Raw genomic sequence first — 21491 nt, forward strand, 5'->3', positions numbered from 1 at the left:
CTCCATTTAATTAACGATAGCTTAATTTTGGATGACGATTAACATCTTTATATAATAAATAACGAAAATCACCAGGTCCACCGGCATAACATGCTTGAGGACAAAATGCTCTGAGCCACATATAGTCACCCGCTTCAACTTCTACCCAATCTTTATTTAACAAGTAATTACCTTTTCCTTCTATCACATAAAGTCCATGTTCCATAACATGAGTCTCTGGAAAAGGAATTGTTGATCCTGGTTTTAATGTCACAATAGTAATGTGCATATCATGCCTTAAATCCTCAGGATCCATAAAACGTGTGGTTGCCCATCGACCATCTGTACCTGGCATTTGAGCTGGTTCTATCTCTGCATCATTTTTTATAATAGGATCAGGATAATCAATTCCGTCAATTTTTTCATAAGCTTTTCTCCACCAATGGAAATTTGCAATAGACGTGCCTTTATTTTTTATTGTCCACTGTTTATTGGCTGGAATATAAATAAATGTGCCTTTAGAAGCCTTGATATTTTTACCATCAAAATTAATCTCAACTTCTCCATCAACTACAAATATTGCAGATTGGGCTAATGCATCAGGTTCAGGAGATTGACTGCCTCCTCCTGGAGCGACTTCCATTATGTAATGAGAGAAGGTTTCAGAAAAACCAGAAAGGGGTCTTGCTAAAATCCAACAGCGTGTTTTTTCCCATAAGGGCAAAAGACTGGCCACGATATCCATCATTGTGCCTTTAGGGATTACTGCATATGCTGTTGTAAAAATAGCTCTTGTCGTTGTGATTTGTGTTTCGGGCGGATGTCCACCTTTTAGAACAAAATAATCCTTTTGATTTGACATATAAAATCCTTTTTATTTGCTGAAAATACGAGGGAAAATTTATCCATTCCACTTGATACAATTATAATGATAATTTAAACGGGCGAGATAATTTAATCACGTCACAATTATCAGGTCCTGCTCTGTCTACAATCAACATATCCGTTATGTCATCAAGAGCTAGTATAGGAAAATGCCAAATACCTGCATGATAATTGACTCCTTGCTGGCCATTTGTTACGAAAAGTTCAATATTTTCTTCTTGTATCTCATCTCCACCTTTGGCGACAGCAACTAAAAATTTTCGTTGATGGATAGGAATGAATGCTTGGCTAGCAAAAGGATGTCTTTCAAGCATATCAATTGTGACAGGCAACTTAATAGGTTTTGATCTAACTAAACTAATATAGGGCGAAGACTCATCTTTTATGTCCACTTTTCCGATGTTATGGTATCTTTCACATAATCCATCATTAATATGAAAAAAATCAGTCCCATCAAATTCAATAACATCCCCATAGGGGGCAAATGCACTCTTAGTTAGGGGTCGTGCAATTTTCAGTTCCATACTTCCTCCTTAAAGAATGATAACCGCTCTAAAATCATTAACATTCGTCCTTGTCGGCCCTGTGATAACTTGATCACCGAGTTTTTCAAAAAATCCATGGGCATTATTATTATCCAATTCAGCACAGGGATTCATTCCTAATTCAAATGCTCTTATCAACGTATCTGGACTAATTACCGCACCAGCTATCTCTTCTTGACCATCGACTCCATCGGTATCTGCGGCTAAACCATACATATCCTTTCTGCCTTGTAGGCCTATTGCTAAAGAGAGTAAAAATTCCACATTTCTGCCACCCCTTCCGCTACCTTTTATAGTCACAGAGGTCTCCCCTCCTGACAAAATGACGCAAGGAGGAGAAATCGGTTCACCATGATTCGCAATTGAGTGAGCAATTCCGGCGACAATTGTTCCGAGTGATCTAGATTCTCCCTCAATACTGTCACCTAAAATCAAGGGAGTAATTCCAGCCTTTTTAGCCACTTGAGCTGCTACTTGTAGGGACATTCGTGGTGTTGCTATCAAATGAAAACTTGCTTTTGTCAATCTTTTGTCATGTGGTTTAATGCTTTCGCTTATTTCATCATGTAATGCATCTTTTACTGAGGGGGGTAAGTTGATTTTATAACGTGCGAGAATGTTACTGGCATCTTTTAGCGTGGTATTATCCGCAACGGTAGGTCCTGATGCAATATCCATAGGATTATCTCCAGGTACATCCGATATTGCGAGCGTTATCACCTGAGAAGGATAACATCGAGCAGCCAGTCTTCCTCCTTTTATATCGGAGAGATGGCGTCGGACACAATTCATTTCACTTATCGTTGCCCCAGATTTTAATAATTGCTGACTGATATTTTGTTTATCCTGTAAAGTAATATTTTTAGTAGGCAAAGGCAATAGCGCTGATCCACCGCCTGATATAAGACAAATCACTAAATCATCTTCTTTTAAGTCACTGACTAAGGACAACATTTTTTGACTGGCTAAAATTCCATTTTCATCGGGTACAGGATGACTGGCGCTCATAATGTTAATTCGGTTGCAATCAGCCTCATAACCATAACGTGTTACAACTAGACTATCATCGATTTCACCTTGGTAAAGTGTTTCAAATGCTTGTGCCATAAGTGCTGAGGCTTTGCCTGCACCTATCACGATGACTTTTCCTTTCTTTTCTTTAGGGAGTTTATCTATAAAGGGTTGTATACAATGAATAGGCTGCGCAACTTGTACTGCACTGAGAAACATTTCCTTAAGTAGATTGAGTGCCTTTGGCTTATCCATTCGTCCTCCTAAAATAGAATTTGTAGTAAACATCATGACACTGTCCCTACTTGGCTCAAGGTTGAGACAGTGTTATTTTGCGTTAAGCTTTTATTTCGTAATTTGCCATAAACTCAAGCGCTTTAATCATGGAGGAGTGATCGAGCCCTGCTCCTCCATGCGCACTACAGCTATTAAATAGCTCCTGCGCCGTTGACGTATTAGGTAAAGAGAGACCTAATTGTTTTGCTGTATCTAACGCAATGCTTAAATCTTTTTGATGCAGCTCCACTCTAAAACCTGGATTAAATGTTCTTTCAATCATTCTTTGAGCATGTACTTCTAAAATCTTAGAAGATGCAAAACCGCCCATTAGTGCTTCTCTTACTTTAGCAGGATCTGCACCTGCTTTAGCTGCAAACAATAATGCTTCAGCACAAGCTTCTATATTTAAAGCAACAATGATTTGATTGGCTACTTTAGCTGTTTGTCCTGCCCCATAATGCCCTACAAGAGTAATATTTTTGCCCATCACATCAAAAAGAGGTTTGGCCCTATTAAAAGATGATTCCTTTCCGCCTACCATAATAGAGAGTGTTCCTGCTTTAGCTCCCACTTCTCCCCCAGATACAGGGGCATCCAGATAATCAGAGCCTAGGCTTTCAATTTTTTGGGCAAATTGCTTTGTTTCTATTGGTGATATAGAACTCATATCGATAACTAATTTTCCTGCACTTAACCCTGAAGCCACACCATTGTCATTAAATAACACTAATTCAACGTCTTTCGTATTCGGCACCATTGTAATAATGATGTCCGCTTTAGAAGCGACCTCTTTAGGTGAACTGCAAGCAATTCCACCGGCTTCTAATAGCTCTTTATTTATTTGAGAGCGCGTGTTTAAAAATACCTGATGACCTGCTTTAATGAGATTAAGCGCCATTGGTGCGCCCATGATCCCTAATCCGATAAACCCTACATTTAAACTCATTACAGACTCCTTTATCATGCCGTTATAAATAGAACTAACGCGTGGCCTTAAACCAACCAAGTCCTTCTTCTGTTGTATTTGCTGGATTATATTCAGCACCTACCCAACCGCTATACCCCATTTCGTCTAAGGATTTAAATAAGAATGGATAATTAATCTCTCCAGTACCGGGCTCATGTCTGCCTGGATTATCCGCTATTTGGATATGAGCAATCTGAGCCAGATTATTTTTAATGGTTTGGGTTAATTCCCCTTCCATGCGCTGCATATGATAGACATCATATTGTACAAACAGATTATCACTTCCTACTTCTTTGATAAGCTCTAGTGCTTGATTCGTGTGATTCACAAAAAATCCTGGCATATCAAAGGTATTGATAGGTTCAATTAATAACTTAATACCCACTTCTTTTAACTTTTTCGCTGCATATTTTAAATTGTTGACTAAAGTCTCGTGATGGACAGCTTGCTGAGAACTTTCTTTAGCGATTCCAGATAACACATTGACTTGCTTGCAATTTAATGCCGTTGCATATTCAATGGCTTTTTCCACCCCTTCTTGAAATTCATTAACTCTTTGTGGAAAAATCGCAATACCTCTGTCTCCACTAGCCCAATCGCCTGCGGGTAAATTATGTAATACTTGGGTCAACTGATTTTCTTTTAATAAATCAGCCAGTTGATTTTTGTCATACGCATAGGGAAATAGATATTCTACGCCTGTAAATCCGGCTTGCTTGGCTTTTTCAAACTTGGATAAAAAATCCACTTCGTTAAATAGCATTGTAAGATTGGCACAAAACTTTGGCATGTAGACTCCTTGTTGTTGATTTTATTGATGGCTCAACTGAGCGAGGTTATTTTTCCTTTCAGTTAAGCCATTTCTAGACCGCTGCCTATAAAGTTATTTAGCGTTTTGTAAAGCAGCTATAGACATAGGTGCATCGTCTAATGAGACACTCAGTGCTTCAAATTCATTAATATTATCAATTTCTGCGCCCATCGCAATATTCGTTACTCTTTCAAGAATAATTTCAACAACCACAGGAACTCTAAATTTTTCCATTAATTCTTTAGCTTCTATAAGTGCGTCATGTATTTGATTAGGATCTGTCACTCTAATAGCTTTACAGCCCAATCCTTCCACAACCGCTTTATGATCAACCCCATAACCATTGAGTTCTGTGTTATTGATATTGTCAAAAGCAAGTTGAACACAGTAATCAATATCAAATGCACGTTGAGCCTGTCTTATTAATCCTAAGTAACTGTTATTCACCAGAACATGTAGATAAGGGATATTAAATTGAGCACCAACCGCGAGCTCTTCAATTAAAAATTGAAAATCGTAGTCACCCGATAACCCAACAACCAATCCATCATAGCCTTTTGCCACTCCGAGTGCAGCAGGAAGTGTCCATCCTAAGGGACCCGCTTGCGCTGCATTTATCCAACGCCTTGGTTTATACACATTTAAAAATTGTGCCCCTGCTATTTGGGATAAGCCAATCGTTGTGACATAACACGCATCTTCTCCAAAAGCTCTATTCATCTCTTCATAGACACGTTGAGGTTTAATTGGTGAATCATCAAAATGTGTTTTACGCTGTAAGGTAATATCTAACTTACGACTTAAGCATGTATTTGCCCACTCTTTGCGTAACTCGGGTACTGACGCATTTTTGGCGAGTTTCACCAATCCGCTCAACGCTGCTTTTGCATCCGATGCGATGCCTAAATCGGGATTAAAGACTCTACCAATTTGTGTGGGCTCTATATCAATATGAATAAATTTTCTATCTTTTGTATAAACAGATAAGGAGCCTGTATGGCGATTTGCCCAGCGATTACCAATCCCTATGACTAAGTCAGAATCTAAGAAATTGGTATTACCATATTTATGCGAAGTTTGAATACCCACCATTCCAGCCATCAGTGGATGTGAATCAGGTATAGAACCCCATCCCATTAAAGTTGGGATCACTGGAATGTTGGTCAGTTCAGCAAATTCAATAAGCTCTTTTGACGCTTCAGCATTAATTATGCCACCACCCGCAATAATCACCGGCTTTTTCGCTTCTGCTATCATCTGCATTACTTTAGCTAACTGTTTCTCACTGGCACTTGGTCGATATATGGGTAACGGTTCATAACTGTCTATGTCAAATTCTATTTCAGCTAATTGAACATCGATAGGTAAATCAATTAATACCGGTCCGCGCCTACCTGATCTCATGACATGAAATGCTTGTTGAAATACTCGAGGAACTAAGCCTGGCTCTTTTACTGTAACAGCCCATTTGGCAATAGGTTTTGCGATGGCCTCAATATCTACTGCTTGAAAATCTTCTTTATGAAGTTTAGCAATAGGTGCTTGACCAGTGATACATAAAATAGGAATAGAATCAGCGACTGCTGCATATAATCCCGTTATCATGTCAGTGCCTGCAGGTCCTGAAGTACCGATGCATACACCAATTCTATCTAGCGCTGTTCGTGCATATCCATCAGCCATGTGAGATGCACCCTCAACATGACGTGCCAAAATATGCTCAATTCCTCCCTCCTTTTGCATTGCAGAATATAAAGGATTAATTGCTGCACCCGGTACACCAAAGACGGTTTCAATACCCTCTTTTTTCATTACGAGTACTGCAGCGTCAATTGCTCTCATTTTAGCCATTTAAACCTCCAAACTGTTGATAGCTACCATCCATTCTAGGATTTTTTTTATTCTTTGAAATTAGCTCTTTGCAATTTAATACATTGCTTAACTATATTCCTCCGGTGCTATTCAATCTTAGAAGAAAAGGTTACTTTAATCAATAAGATTATCGGAAATATATTCCAATAATATAATAAAAAGAAAAAATAACAAAAATAATAGATTTAAATCAAACTTTTATGAGATTAAAAGAAATAATAAATTACATATAATTACGACTAATTATTGAAATAGATAAAATGCAATAAATAGCTTTTTTAAATTTAAAAGAATTAATGTAAATATAATAGCGAGTTCAATTCAGTTATAAAAAAGAGTATAAAATTCTTTGCTGTGGTTCATTCCAAGAAATATTAAAAATATCAATTATAATTAAAACAACAATTAATCTAGATGATTAGTTCCTATCTTGTATAATAAGAAAACATTATTTAATAATCTAAAAATTCATTTAATATCAATACGTAATTATCGAAGCGTATGAAATATTTAAACGGTTGTAGCTTAGCAATCGTTTTTACATAGCATCTAAACGATAGATGCAATCATTTTTAATTATGACCGTCTCCACAATCATTTGGATGGTAAACTGTGCTTTGCACTGTAATAAATAAAAGAGATTTTAAAAAATTTATAAACGTTACTCTATAAATTAACAAATGATTTTTATATTCCCCTATTTAAAGCCCTAACTGAATGCTATAATTAGGTAAAGTTGGGATTAAATTAAGTGGCTTTTATCATCGATCAGCAAAATCCACTGAACTTATTTACAACAGATCAATAAACTTCCCATAAATAAAAAAATAGCACGTTTAGACTATTGTTTTTAAAGTCTACAAGATGACTTATTCATTCACCTGGTATTTTATACCTATTTAGGATCATACTTATGTTAGCTAAGAAATCAGCCAATACAAAATCTTCACCAGTTAGGGAACTACTTAAATTTAGTAAAATGCCTGAATTCATTTCATTGGCAGGCGGAATACCCGCAACTGACATGATTGATATGGATGGCATTGACGGAATTGTAAGTGAATTACTTCAATCAGATCATCGCCAAATGTTCCAATATAGCGTAACGGAAGGTGAGCTTGAATTTAGGGAAGAAATAGCCAAACTAAATGCACTTTTTCATTTGAAGACGCCCGCGGACCAAATATTGATAACTAATGGCTCACAACAAGCGATTGATTTATTAAATCGTGTTTTTCTAGAAAAAGATGACATTGTATTGGTAGAACGGCCTACGTATCTTGCTGCTTTGCAGCTATTTAGTTACACAGAAGCTATCGTTGAAGAAGTCGCTTATAACGAGCAGTCTATAGATTTAGAGGTGCTTGAATCTGTTTTCGCCCAAGGCAAAGTGAAAATGTTTTATGTTATTCCAAACTTTGCCAATCCTACTGGTCATACTCTCGACTATAGTACTCGATCCGCTATAGTCAATCTTGCACATAAATACGATGTGGTTATTGTTGAAGATGACCCGTATGGTCACCTCAGATTTGAAGGCGAAGCAGTTCCTTCACTATTTTCAATTGCGCAATCTCTCTATGGAGAAACACACAATGTATGCTATATGTCGAGTTTTTCAAAAATTTTCGCGCCAGGATTACGTTTAGGCTGGCTTGCTGCTCCGTTAAAATATTTAAGTGCAATCATCGTCGCTAAGCAGGCGCTTGATCTTCATACTTCCACTTTTAATCAGCATATTGCAGCAAGCTATTTAGCTTCTGGTAAGCTTGTAGAACGCCTTAAAGTACTGCAAACGACCTATAGACAGCGTCGCGATTTATTGATTGCTGCATTAGAAAAACACTTAGGCGGTATGATAACTTTCAACAAGCCTACTGGTGGAATGTTTTTATGGTGCCGTCTTAACGTCGAGGTTAAGGCCAGTGAACTTTTAAAAGCATGCATAGATGAAAAAGTTATTTTTGTACCTGGTGAAGTATTTTTCTCTAAAAATCCAGATCATTATACACTAAGATTATCTTATTCAATGCTTTCTGAGAATAGCGCTGACGAAGGTGTATCTAGGATTGCCAAGGCATTAAATAAATTACTCTAGTTCACTTAATTCTAACGAAAAAAATTTTTTTATGGCTCTTTCATATTTAGATATTTAATTTGATTAATCATTTGATGCCTAACAAGAGCCATTTATTTAAATTAATTTTATTCAAGCTTAAGCAATTAAAATAGGCGTTTACTTTAAAGGCACCGAAAAGCTTTATTACAGATGCCTCAGGTTGTGATCTGTCACTAATTTGAAAATGATTTAACAAATTAATTACTCTTGAGTATATTTTCACGAGTAATTTCCTTGGAAAATAGAAATATATAAGCTCAACAGTAACGAAAGAATATCAAATAAACCTATTAAGTTACATTCTAGTTTTTCAGTTTAGTTCACCATTTTGATGTGCTACACATCCATAATTAGCTCTCTTTTATTCAACATAAAATTAATTTATACCATTTTTTAAATTCCAATAAGCACTACAAATTATGCCTTTATACATTAAATAAGAGTATAATCTCATGAAAAATTATTTTTAGCTTGCAGAGGAAAATATGTATCAACTGAATATAGATTGGTCTGATTTTTTAAACAATTATTGGCAAAAAAAGCCCTTATTGATCAAAAATGCTTTTTCACAATTTGTTGATCCTATCAGTCCTGAGATATTGGCAGGATTGGCTATGGAAAGTGAGGTCGACTCACGAATTGTAACAAATCACAATCAGAACTGGTCTCTTCATACAGGACCTTTTGATAATTTTGATCTTTTGACAGATAGTCACTCTACCTTACTCGTTCAAGCTGTTAATCATTGGTATGCACCCGCCTCATCTTTATTAAATCCTTTTATGGCTATACCTCAATGGCGTTTAGATGATTTAATGATTTCCTATTCGACCCCCAAAGGAGGGGTTGGTCCTCATGTCGACCAATATGATGTGTTTATTCTTCAAGGGATGGGAAAAAGGCATTGGAAAGTAGGCTCAATCCAACCTGTTGAGTCAACTACACCACATCCTAGATTACTACAAATTAAGTCTTTTGAACCATTAATTGATGTGATTTTGGAACCTGGTGACATGCTTTATATCCCCCCTCAAGCACCTCATGAGGGCTATGCAATTGAACCATCATTAAATTACTCCATAGGGTTTCGCTCACCTAGTGCTAATGAATTACTAAGTGGTTTTGCTGATTATGTAATTGATAACAAACTTGGCACAAAGCGTTATTACGACGCATTCGCTTACCCAGCATCACTCAGTGAATTAAAGAGAAAAGAATTTAATCAAGTTTTACCCGATGAAATCGAAGCTCTTAAAAAGATGATGATTTCTTTAATTGAAGATAGTTCTCACTTTGAATCGTTCTTAGGTGGCTTCCTTTCACAATCTCGGCATGAATTAGATTTAATAGAGGATGATAGTATCACAAACTTTGATACCCTCTTAATGAGACTAAAGCAGGGGGAAGCATTAGTAAGGTTGCTAGGCATTCGTGTTTTAGATATTAACGGCCTCCTTTACATTAATGGGCAAGAGATAATCTGCCATAATAATTTGTTCAAACAGTTTTTAAAAAATGCTTTTCGAATGACAATTGATGATCTAAATAACCTGTCAATGGATAATGAATCCAAAAAGGTTTTATTACATCTGCTTCACGAAGGTTTTTGGCATTTTGAGTATGATGAAGAATCAGAGGATATGTTATGAATCATTTAACATCCAGTGAAAAATCAGCCATATTTAATTTACTTGACATTATGACAAGGCTCAGAGATAAAAATAATGGTTGCCCATGGGACATAAAACAGACTTTTGATAGTTTGATAGGTTGCACTATAGAAGAAGTTTATGAAGTGAAAGATGCAATAGAAAATAAAAACATGCATGAATTAAAAGAAGAGCTTGGCGATTTACTGTTTCAAATAGTTTTCTATGCTCAACTTGCAAAAGAATCTGGTGAGTTTAATTTCGAAGATATATGTCAAACAGTCGCTGAAAAATTGATAAGAAGACACCCACATATTTTTGATTCTAATGGAATTAGGACTGATGATCCTAACAATGTTGATTTGATAAAAGCCAGATGGGAAAATATTAAACAACATGAGCGCCAAAGTAAAAATTTAATGTCGCTAATGGATGATATTCCTAAAAGTCTTCCTTCGCTATTAAGAGCATACAAGATTCAAAAAAGATGCAAATCTGTTGGTTTCGATTGGACTCTTCTCAACGAGGTTTTTGCTAAAGTTGAAGAGGAACTTTTGGAGGTAAAAGAAACGATTCAACTAGAGTTAGGCTCAGATAGAATCGAAGAAGAATTAGGTGACTTACTATTTGCGATAGTTAATCTGACAAGGCATTTAGGATTTAACCCCGAACTTACGCTTGATAAAGCCAACCAAAAATTTATGCATCGTTTTAGGCAAGTAGAACAAATAATTTCACTATCACATGAATCAATTGACAAGGCTACATTACAAGAAATGGAAAAAGCATGGTCCCAGGTAAAACAAAATGAAAATTAAATTTAATTTAATTTAATTTAATTTAAAATTGGATGATTTCAATATATTAAATAAAAGTATTCTATCAATTAACCTTATAATTGAAACAACATATAATTCCGTGATTTGAATTTCACAAATTCCTTTTTTAAATTTACGGCCTATATTTTGAGGTAATATGAAAAAAACAATCAGAAAATTGAGTAGCAAAAAATCAATTGCCTTAATTGCACATGATAATCTTAAAGATAATTTAATCTCTTGGGTAAAGGACAATATCATTTTTTTACAAGAGCATACATTATATGCAACAGGAACGACTGGCAACTTATTAGAAAAAGAAGCATCACTTTGTATACATAAATTAATCAGTGGTCCATTAGGTGGTGATCAGCAAGTTGGTGCGCTGATTGCAGAACAAAAAATCGATATGATGATTTTCTTTTGGGATCCGCTCAATCCTGCTGCTCACGATCCTGATGTAAAAGCTTTATTAAGATTAGCTGCAGTTTGGAATATTCCCATTGCGACTAATGAAGTTACAGCAGATTTTCTAATATCTTCTCCATTATTTCATGGAGAAGTTGAAATTTTAATCCCAGATTATAATGAATATCTTAAAAATAGGCTTTAGCTTTTAAACTAACTAACAAGGCCCTCTAATTTGATGATGGATACGATTGCACAATACTTAACCCAATCTACTTTAATCGCAGCGTTGATTCTATTCTCTATTACTTTTTTGGAGTCTATTGCTGTTGTAGGACTATTGATTCCAAGCGCAGTTATTATGACAGCAATAGGAGTATTGATTGCTCAGGATTATTTAAACTTCTATCTTGCATGGTCCATGGCATTTCTTGGCTGCTTTTTAGGGGATGGTTTATCTTTTTTCCTTGGGGTAAAATTTAACCAGAAAATTATGCGTTGGTCTTGGCTCAAAAAACAAGAAAAAATCATTCAAAAGACCGAACGTTCACTGGTAGAAAATCGTTTTACCACCATAATTATTGGACGCTATGTAGGTATTCTAAGACCTTTAGTCCCTTTGTTGTCAGGATTATTAAATTTAAGTTTTAAAAAATATTGTATACCCAGTTTGATTGCTTGCATTACATGGCCCATTTTATATCTTATGCCAGGCATTATCGCAGGTGCTGCGACTGAATTTCCTGAGGAGAGCGAACCTAGAGGTTTTCAAATACTTTTAGCAAGTATCATTATACTTATATGGGCATCTTACTACTATGCATCGAAAATCAGAAATTTTCGTAAGAAGAACACTGATGGAATCATAAATGGTGCTAGTTTAATTTTATTTAATCGCCCTGCTGCAATTTATACAATCTTTGGATTTATGTTAATTTTTCTGTCGATTTTATTCTATTATATTATCCAAAATCCTCTTCTTGATGTCTATTTGACTATCCTAAAAAAGATTTTTATTAGTTCTCTTCATTAAATCTCTGATGTATTTTCCTATTGCATTGAGTAACTTATACCTTTGATTGGATGCGGTTACTCACTACTAAAAAGTCCTATAATGTAATAAGCATCCTAAGGGTACCTGTGAATAATTTCATTTAAACTCAAGTGCTTTAATTGCGTTTTTTTAAGCTATATCAATCGATGATATCACTTGCCTTATTCTTTTTTCGGATATTGGGTAGAGTGTACCTAATTGCTGCGCAAATAAACTTACTCTTAACTCCTCAAGCATCCAACGAACCGCAATCACATCAGGCGTATGTTTCAATTCTTCAGGCAATTTGCTAAACCATACTGCCCACTCTCCTTCTATAGACTGAACCCTCACCATCATAGCTCTATCTTTTAAAGAATCAACTTTCAATTTTTCTAAACGTTTTTCAATCGCTTGCAAATATCTCAATAGATCATTAAGTTTTGCATAGCCATGATTTAACACAAATTTTGCAAATATCAGTTTTTCTAACTGTTGTTTAATGTCAGCAAATGCATATGCACTTTGTATATCAATTTTGCCTTTAAGTTGTTTAGATAGTTCATAATGCAAAGATAAGATAACTTCCACTTTTTTGGCTATATCAACTACTAATGGATTTATCTCAGCCTTGACGAGTTCAATAAAATCATCAAATTCACTTTTTTGTAAAATAGGCTTACCATAATCCTCAGCTAATTTATCAATAGCAGCATAGATGCAATCATCAATCAATGAGAGTACTTTACCATAAGGATTAAAATAGAGCCCTAATTTTGCTTTGTTAGGTAAATTTTCGTGCAAGTATTTGATGGGTGAGGGTATTTTTAATAGCACCAAACGCCTCAATCCAGCTTGCATCGCTATTTTTTGTTGTAACGGCGAATCGAAATTTCTAATTAATACACTGTCTTTATTATCTACTAAGGCAGGATAAACTTTAACAGTATAGCCCTGCTTTCGTTCATTATACTGTTCAACTAAATCATCAAATGACCAATCGGTAAATGTAATCTGCTCCGTAGAATCAGACACATTACTAAGTAAGGCCTCAACCTTAGGTTTTAAAGCTTCTTTTAATGAAGATAATGATCTCCCCTTTTCAATTACTCTGTTATTTTCATCAAAAATCTTAAATGTAATTTTTAAATGAGAGGGAATAGAATCTAAATCAAAAGCTTCTAACGGAATAGTAAGCCCGGACATTTTTCTGAGTTCTCTTTCCACAGTGATAAGCAAGGGTAAACTAAAATCAGAAATTCTAGCAATCAGTGCATCTGCGTAATTAGGAGCAGGTACAAAATTACGGCGATAAGATTTAGGTAATGATTTGATTAATGCTACTAATAATTCATGCCGTAATCCAGGCACTAACCACTCAAATCCTTTATCTTCGACTTGATTTAAGAGGGCTAAAGGTAAATGTACAGTTATTCCATCATCAAATTCACCCGGTTCAAATTGATAAGTAAGTTTAAACTTATGTGGTTCTTGATGCCAAAATAGTGGAAAATCTAGTTGGCTGACTGCCTTAGCATCCTCTCTTATGAGCATTTGCTTTTCAAAACTTAATAAATCAGGACTTTTTTTAGATTCTATTTTCCACCATTTATCAAAATGCTTCGCTGAAACAGCTGATAAATCAACTCTTTCATGGTAAAATTCAAATAGTGTCTCATCATCTACCAAAATATCTCTTCGTCTAGCACGGTGTTCTAACGCTTCAACTTCAGAGAGTAATTTGCGATTTTCATGAAAAAATTTATGTTGAGTTATCCACTCACCTTCTACTAATGCATGGCGGATAAATAGCTCTCTCGAAAGTAAAGGATCTTTCTTTGCAAAATTCACTTTTCGTGAAGGAATAATAGGCAAACCTAAAAGCACCACTTTTTCATATGCCATCACTGCACCCTGCTTTTTCGACCAATGTGGTTCGCTGTGATGATACTTAATTAGATGAGGAGCGATAGGTTCAATCCATAAAGGATCAATCGATGCACAAATTCTTCCCCATAATCTACTGGTTTCCATTAGCTCTGCCACTAGAACCCATTTAGGTGGTTTTTTAAATAATCCAGAATTGGGGAACAGATGAAAGCGACTATTTCTGGCTCCTTGATATTCATGATTCTCTATATCTTTCATTCCAACTTGAGTCACAAGTCCTGTCAATAATGCAATATGAATAGCACGATAATCAGCTGGTAAATGATTATGTTGTAAATTTAATTCATTTGTCGCTATTTTCAATTGAGTGTAAATATCTTCCCACTCTCTTAATCTTAAATAATTCAAAAACTCTTTTTTACATAATCGCCTAAACTGGTTGTTAGTCAATTCGGCATCTTTTTCTTGAATATAGCGCCATAGATTCAAAAACGCTACAAAATCAGATTGTTCATCATGAAAACGTCGATGCATTTCATCTGCAGCTTGCTGCCTATCTTGAGGACGCTCTTTAGGATCTTGGATAGAAAGTGCTGAAGTAATAATTAATATCTCTTCTAGCGATCCTAATGATTCCGCAGCTATGATAATTCTCGCAAATTTAGGATCAACTGGTAATTTAGAAAGTTGTTTACCCAACTGACTGAGTCGATTCTCTTCAGTTAATGCACCTAACTCTTCGAGCAACCTTAAACCATCTTGTATTTGTTTACTCTCTGGAGGTTCAACGAACGGAAAAGATTCTATATCCCCCAATCCAAGCGCAAGCATTTGTAATATCACTGATGCAAGATGCGTACGTTTTATTTCCGGTGTAGTAAATTCAGGACGACTTAAAAAATCCTCTTCACTGTATAAGCGAATACAAATACCATCGCTTACACGACCGCAACGGCCTTTCCTTTGGTTTGCAGAGGCTTGGGAAATAGCTTCTATGGGCAAACGCTGGACTTTTGTACGATAACTATAACGACTTATCCTAGCAGTTCCTGTATCTATGACATATTTAATACCTGGTACAGTGAGTGAAGTTTCAGCCACATTTGTAGACAAAATGATTCTTCTACCTTGATGAGGTTGAAAAATTCTATTTTGTTCACTTTGTGAAAGTCTTGCGTAAAGCGGTAATATTTCTGTATGCCTAAAAAAACGATTATGAGCGCATTCTTTTTGTAAGGCTTCACTTACATCTCGTATCTCCCTTTCTCCAGTTAAAAAAACAAGGATATCACCAGGAACTTCAATACTTAGTTCATTTACTGCTTCAATGATGCCATCAATAAAATCTTTTTGAGAGTGAGTAGACGCTTCTTCATTATCATCAGTAGACAAATCACCAAGAGGACGATATCGGACTTCAACAGGATAGGTTCTCCCAGAGACTTCAATCATAGGAGCCATCTTTTCTTTGATAGAAAAATGTTTTGCAAATCGTTCAGGATCGATAGTCGCTGAAGTAATGATCACTTTTAAATCAGGGCGTTTAGGCAGGATTGAAGTTAAATATCCTAAAATAAAATCGATATTTAAGCTGCGTTCATGTGCCTCGTCTATAATGAGGGTATCATATTGCATTAAAAGTCGATCGTTTTGTATTTCAGCAAGTAAAATACCATCAGTCATCAATTTAACGAGTGTTTTAGGACTAACTTTATCAGAAAAACGAACTTTGAATCCGACGGTATCTCCAAGTATTCCTTTACCATCTGTACCTTCTTTAGAAGCCAGTTCATCAGCCAAACGCTGAGCTACCGCTCTTGCTGCAAGTCTTCTTGGTTGGGTATGACCAATTAAACCTTTGATTCCACGGCCTAACTCCAAACACATTTTAGGTATTTGTGTGGTTTTTCCAGAACCTGTTTCACCTGCAATAATGACAACTTGATTATTTTTGATTGCTTCTAGGATTTCTTCTCTTTTTTGACTGACAGGCAAAGCTTCAGGATATATAATCTTAGGACAACTTTCGATTCTATTTTTTACTTTTAGACTCAGCTTCTCTATTTCATTTTTTATACCTAAAAGGATTTTTTGCTGAGCATTTTTATCAGCTACTTTTTTTACCCCCAAAATTCTTCTTTTGATTTTTAATGCATCAAATAACATTAGTTTTTCAAGCTGAGAAATAAGGCCATGGATGGTTAATGGTTTGCTAATAAGGCTGTTATTTTGATTTTGCATAGAGTTGCTCACTAGAAGTTATCTTTCACAATTTATCAGACATAGCTATAGACTATTATTTTGATTTGAATTTACTTATTTATTTGCAAATTTTAGCACAAAAGTCGAATGCGCCCCAAATTTAAAAAACTTCTGGTACTGATATTCTTTTTTACGAAAATACTTCTTTAGTTTTTTTTGATTTAGCTCAAGTTATGCCGACTTATACCTGTTAACACATCACATTTTTACAATAAAAGGGTTGGTTTTTATTCAATAATTCCTTATTGTAATTAAGAAAATACTTTGACATATTTTTAAATAAAATACTTTATATTCCTTAAGTATTCTGATCAATTTTTGATGATATATTAAAAGGATGCTGTATGACTACCGCTAATACCCCTCTAAATAATAATGTAACACAACACACTGAAATAGGAATACAAGACTCCCTTGATGCCCGAAATAAAACAGTTAAAAAATCAAAGCAAATAAAACAGAAATATCCTATATCATCAAGGAATATCTCTCTTCTGATGGATGCGAATCATCCAGATCCTTTTAGTATATTAGGTTTACATCGTTGCATTGAAAAAGGTGAATTTTACATTAATGCGATTTTACCTACTGCTAGCAGTGTTACAGTTATTAATAAAACAACAAATAAGCCCGTTGCCCAATTAGATAAAATAGACAAAAGAGGACTATTTAGCGCTTATTTACCTGACGTTACTGATAGATTTATTTATCTTTTTGAGGTGATTTGGGATGACCCTCTACTTGAAAATAAACCCCATCGTATTGAAGACGCTTTTCGTTTTGGCGTCGTCATTCATGATATGGATTTGTGGCTTTTAAGTGAAGGCAGGCACCTAAGACCTTATGAACAATTAGGCGCTCACATCACCGAAATTGATAATGTACAAGGTGTCCACTTTGCGGTTTGGGCGCCAAATGCACAGCGTGTTTCTGTCGTTGGTAATTTTAATTTGTGGGATGGTAGACGTCATCCTATGCGTCTTTTACAAGATTCGGGTATTTATGAAATTTTTATTCCTCATGTTTCAGAAGGCGATATTTATAAATACGAAATAAAAGACTGCTATGGCAATATTTTAAATAAATCAGATCCCTATGCTTTTGGTGCTGAAATAAGACCTAATACAGCGTCTAAAGTGACTAATCTCCCAAATAAGGAACCGGCTCCTGCTTCTCGTTATCAAGCTAATAAATGGAATCAACCTATTTCAATTTACGAAGTTCATTTAGGATCTTGGAAAAAAAATATTGAAGATCAAAGTTTCTTAAGTTATGAACAGTTAGCGTTTGAACTAATCAATTATGTAGATTATATGGGATTCACCCACATAGAAATTATGCCTATCAGTGAATATCCTTTTGATGGAAGTTGGGGTTATCAACAAACGGGTTTATATGCGCCAACAAGCCGATTTGGTGATGCTAATGCGTTTTATCAATTGATAAAAGCTGCCCATGCAAAAAATATTGGGGTAATATTAGATTGGGTACCTGCACATTTCCCTACTGATGCACATGGTCTTATCAATTTCGATGGCACTGCACTATACGAGTATGCCGATCCGAAAGAAGGTTTTCATCAAGATTGGAATACTCATATCTATAATTTTGGTCGTCATGAGGTCAAAAATTTTCTTTCAGGTAATGCACTCTATTGGTTAGAACGCTTTAATGTAGATGGACTTAGAATGGATGCTGTATCCTCAATGATTTATAGAGATTATAGCCGACTCGAAGGAGAATGGATTCCTAATTACATGGGCGGAAGAGAAAACCTAGAAGCCATAAGTCTTTTACAAGAAACCAATCAGATAATTGGCCAGCATGCAATGCATTGTATCTCTATAGCAGAGGAATCTACTGATTTCTCTGGTGTTACAAGACCACCTGAACATGCGGGATTAGGATTTCATTATAAATGGAACATGGGCTGGATGCATGACACGCTGAGTTATATGTCTAAAGATCCGGTTTACCGAAAGCACCACCACCATCAAATGAGCTTTGCAATGATGTACCATTATACTGAAAACTTTATCCTACCTTTATCCCACGATGAAGTTGTTCATAATAAAGGGTCTTTACTCAGCAAAATGCCTGGTGATGAATGGCAAAAATTTGCCAATTTGCGTGCGTATTACGGTTTTATGTGGGGGCATCCGGGAAAAAAATTACTCTTCATGGGGGGAGAATTTGCACAAATCAATGAGTGGAATCACGATCAAAGTTTAGACTGGCACTTGTTAGATGATAAGTCTAATTACCACAACGGCATTCAAAATTTTGTCAAAGATTTGAATGCCGTGTACAAAAATAATCCTCCGCTCTATGAATTAGACTACCAGGTCGAAGGATTTGAATGGCTTGTTGTAGATGATAATGAAAACTCAGTATATGCGTTCGCTAGAAGAGATTCTAGAGGCAATGAAGTGATTATCATCAGCAATTTTACTCCTATCCCCAGATTTGATTATCAAATTGGTGTAAATCGAGAAGGAACCTATAAAGAGCTAATAAACAGCGATTCTTATTTCTATAATGGTTCGAATATTGGCAACAATGGATTCGTTTTTACCCAAGAAATTGAATATAAAAACAAGCCATTTTCAATTTTTGTCGCCCTCCCTCCAATGGCAACACTCATTTTGCAGTTTGAATCCAAAGAGATAGAGATGCTAAACGAAACGATGAATAATCAACAGCTCACTATAATCCCAAATGGAGAAAAAGATATTCAAAAAGAAACAATTAAAACCACTCAAAAAAAATCCTCCTCAACGAAAAAGTTGAGTAGTAAAACGCCATCTAAGAAAGTAATGTTTAACACCAAAAGTAAGCAAGAAAGTTCTGACGAAAAGAAAAACACCACTTTGCTAAAAGCAACTACTAGTAAAAAGAAATCTAGGTCTACTAAGGAAAGCAAATGATTAATCTAGCGCATTTATCTTTGCAAAAAGGAACAAATACACCTTTAGGTGCCACTATTGTTGAGGATGGGATAAATTTTGCTGTCTATTCAGCTAGTGCGCAATACATTGAACTTTGTCTATTTGATGAGCAACAAAGAGAAATACGGCTGCCTTTACTTCATAAAACGGGTGATATTTGGCATGGTTTTTTAGCAAAAAAACAGTTTGCTGGTGCACAAGCAGGGCTTCAATATGGTTTTCGTGCATTTGGTCCTTTTATTCCTCAAAATGGATTACGCTTTAATAGCCAAAAATTATTACTAGATCCCTACGCAAAAAAAATCAGTGGCATGACACAAGACAATGAAGCTTTATATGGAGGGGTGCACGATTTAAATCATATCAATAGTGCCCCATATATGCCAAAGTCTATTGTGATAGAGCCGATAAAATATCCTTTTAAAGCAGCTAAGCCTAACCACTCATGGGCCAAAACAATTCTTTATGAAGGCCATGTTAAAGGGTTAACTAAGCTTCATCCTAAAATTCCTAAGGTAATACAAGGAACTTATGCTGCTCTCGCACATCCTGATATGATAAAACATTATAAATCCCTTGGTATAACAGCTATTGAATTATTACCTATAATGCATCATGCCGATGAACCACGATTACAAGCTATGGGATTAAAAAACTATTGGGGCTATAACACACTGGGTTTTTTTGCACTTGATCCTTCTTATGCATCTAAGCAGGAAGGAACTTCTCCTGAAGAAGAACTATGTTCCACAATTGATACTCTCCATCAAGAAGGTATCGAGGTGATATTAGATGTGGTATTCAATCATACTGCTGAACTTGATGAGTATGGACCTACATTTTCATTTAAAGGATTAGATAATATCCATTCCTATTGGCTATTAAATAATGGTTCTTTTAATAACATAACTGGCTGTGGTAATACAACAAACCTCCAAAATCACGGTATGATGAACCTTGTACTAGATTCGCTGCGCTATTGGATAGAAACATTTAATATAGATGGCTTTCGCTTTGATTTAGCTACTGTGCTTGGTCGAACACCGGAATTTTCTCCTAATGCTCCTTTACTTGAGGCTATGAAAAACTGCCCTATTATCAGCCAAGTAAAGTTAATTTCTGAACCTTGGGATGTCGGATCTGGTGGTTATCAAGTAGGCCAGTTTCCAGCCCCCTTCAGTGATTGGAATGACAAATTCAGAGATAATATAAGACGTTTTTGGCTAAACCATCCGTTATCATTGGGGGAATTCGCCCAAGCTTTTGCAGGATCAAAACAACTTTTTAGTCAACGGGATAAACCCAGTGCTAGCATTAATTTTATAACAGCTCATGATGGATTTACCCTGAATGATTTGGTCTCCTACAATCAAAAATATAACATGGATAATGGAGAAAATAATCGTGATGGAACATCGAATAACTTTAGTTTCAACCATGGATATGAAGGTCATAGTTCAGACTTAGATGTTTTAACAAAACGGCAAGTGACCCAAAAATCACTTTTATTTACCCTCCTCTTGTCCCAAGGTACTCCCATGCTTTTAGCTGGAGATGAATTAAATAATTCTCAAAACGGAAACAATAATGCCTATTGTCAAGATAATGAGACAACTTGGTTAAGTTGGTCAACTCAGCATAGTGACCTAAGTGCATGGAGTAAAGCTTTAGTAAACTATCGCTTTGAAATAGAAGCAATCTATTCTGATTCATGGTGGGAAGAAGGAACCAAAGATGTTAATTGGTTAAATGCTGAAGCTAGATCACCAACCTTAGATGAATGGCAAAGTCATGATTATCCAATTCTACAAATCCAACTTAATCACCAATGGCTTTTGGTTTTTAACAGAAGCTTCAACACGCAATTTGTTTATTTACCAAACGGCGAATGGCATTTAAGGCTAGATTCTAATGGGCTTATTTACGATAAAAAGCAAGCAAATCATCATGCCAAAATTTTTTCAGAACGTGTGGAATTACCACGTGGGAGTTATTTATTTAAATTTAATCAATGA

Annotated in this window: 13 protein-coding genes and 1 pseudogene; 7 read left to right on the plus strand and 7 right to left on the minus strand. The window is 35.6% G+C overall.

The window, feature by feature from the left end:
• Window positions 1-10: 10 nt before the first annotated feature.
• From ACFFIT_RS02395 to gcl, 6 genes are all read right to left on the minus strand, one after another.
• On the minus strand, window positions 11-841 hold the full coding sequence (locus tag ACFFIT_RS02395) for a bifunctional allantoicase/(S)-ureidoglycine aminohydrolase (protein WP_385876042.1): 831 nt from the start codon (window positions 839-841) through the stop codon (window positions 11-13).
• Between the two features lie 61 nt (window positions 842-902).
• Window positions 903-1388, minus strand: a complete 486-nt coding sequence (locus ACFFIT_RS02400; RefSeq protein ID WP_385876043.1) for an ureidoglycolate lyase — start codon at window positions 1386-1388, stop codon at window positions 903-905.
• A gap of 9 nt (window positions 1389-1397) precedes the next feature.
• Window positions 1398-2675, minus strand: a complete 1278-nt coding sequence (locus ACFFIT_RS02405) for a glycerate kinase type-2 family protein (RefSeq protein WP_385876044.1) — start codon at window positions 2673-2675, stop codon at window positions 1398-1400.
• Window positions 2676-2757: 82 nt separating this feature from the next.
• Window positions 2758-3663 (minus strand): 2-hydroxy-3-oxopropionate reductase, encoded by a 906-nt coding sequence (locus ACFFIT_RS02410; RefSeq protein ID WP_385876064.1) that lies wholly within the window; start codon window positions 3661-3663, stop codon window positions 2758-2760.
• Window positions 3664-3679: 16 nt separating this feature from the next.
• On the minus strand, window positions 3680-4456 hold the full coding sequence (gene hyi, locus ACFFIT_RS02415; protein ID WP_385876045.1) for a hydroxypyruvate isomerase: 777 nt from the start codon (window positions 4454-4456) through the stop codon (window positions 3680-3682).
• 93 nt (window positions 4457-4549) lie between these two features.
• Window positions 4550-6328, minus strand: coding sequence for a glyoxylate carboligase (gcl, locus tag ACFFIT_RS02420; protein WP_385876046.1), 1779 nt, complete (start codon window positions 6326-6328; stop codon window positions 4550-4552).
• Between the two features lie 934 nt (window positions 6329-7262).
• On the opposite strand from gcl, the gene ACFFIT_RS02425 reads away from it, so the two are divergent.
• From ACFFIT_RS02425 to ACFFIT_RS02445, 5 genes are all read left to right on the plus strand, one after another.
• Complete coding sequence (locus ACFFIT_RS02425; RefSeq protein ID WP_385876047.1) at window positions 7263-8447, plus strand: aminotransferase-like domain-containing protein; 1185 nt, start codon at window positions 7263-7265, stop codon at window positions 8445-8447.
• 506 nt (window positions 8448-8953) lie between these two features.
• The gene (locus ACFFIT_RS02430; RefSeq protein ID WP_385876048.1) at window positions 8954-10117 is read left to right on the plus strand and encodes a JmjC domain-containing protein; all 1164 of its coding nucleotides are present in this window, start codon (window positions 8954-8956) and stop codon (window positions 10115-10117) included.
• Window positions 10114-10935, plus strand: coding sequence for a nucleoside triphosphate pyrophosphohydrolase (mazG, locus tag ACFFIT_RS02435; protein ID WP_385876049.1), 822 nt, complete (start codon window positions 10114-10116; stop codon window positions 10933-10935). The genes ACFFIT_RS02430 and mazG overlap by 4 nt, the downstream gene beginning before the upstream one ends.
• A 157-nt stretch (window positions 10936-11092) precedes the next feature.
• Window positions 11093-11548: a methylglyoxal synthase gene (locus ACFFIT_RS02440; RefSeq protein WP_385876051.1), complete on the plus strand. Its 456-nt coding sequence runs from the start codon at window positions 11093-11095 to the stop codon at window positions 11546-11548.
• A gap of 33 nt (window positions 11549-11581) precedes the next feature.
• Window positions 11582-12376, plus strand: coding sequence for a DedA family protein (locus tag ACFFIT_RS02445; protein ID WP_385876052.1), 795 nt, complete (start codon window positions 11582-11584; stop codon window positions 12374-12376).
• 150 nt (window positions 12377-12526) lie between these two features.
• Here ACFFIT_RS02445 and hrpA read toward each other — a convergent pair whose 3' ends face one another.
• A complete protein-coding gene (gene hrpA / locus ACFFIT_RS02450; RefSeq protein WP_385876053.1) occupies window positions 12527-16507 on the minus strand; it encodes an ATP-dependent RNA helicase HrpA in 3981 nt (1326 codons plus the stop codon).
• A 365-nt stretch (window positions 16508-16872) separates the two neighbouring features.
• On the opposite strand from hrpA, the pseudogene glgB reads away from it, so the two are divergent.
• A pseudogene (gene glgB / locus ACFFIT_RS02455) lies at window positions 16873-19191 on the plus strand (1,4-alpha-glucan branching protein GlgB); the annotation flags it as partial.
• A gap of 260 nt (window positions 19192-19451) precedes the next feature.
• Window positions 19452-21491 carry a glycogen debranching protein GlgX gene (gene glgX, locus ACFFIT_RS02460; RefSeq protein ID WP_385876054.1) on the plus strand — a complete coding sequence of 680 codons (2040 nt, stop codon included), beginning with the start codon at window positions 19452-19454 and terminating at the stop codon, window positions 21489-21491.

It is taken from the genome of Thorsellia kenyensis, from assembly GCF_042432445.1.
Taxonomy (GTDB): Bacteria; Pseudomonadota; Gammaproteobacteria; order Enterobacterales; family Thorselliaceae; genus Thorsellia; species Thorsellia kenyensis.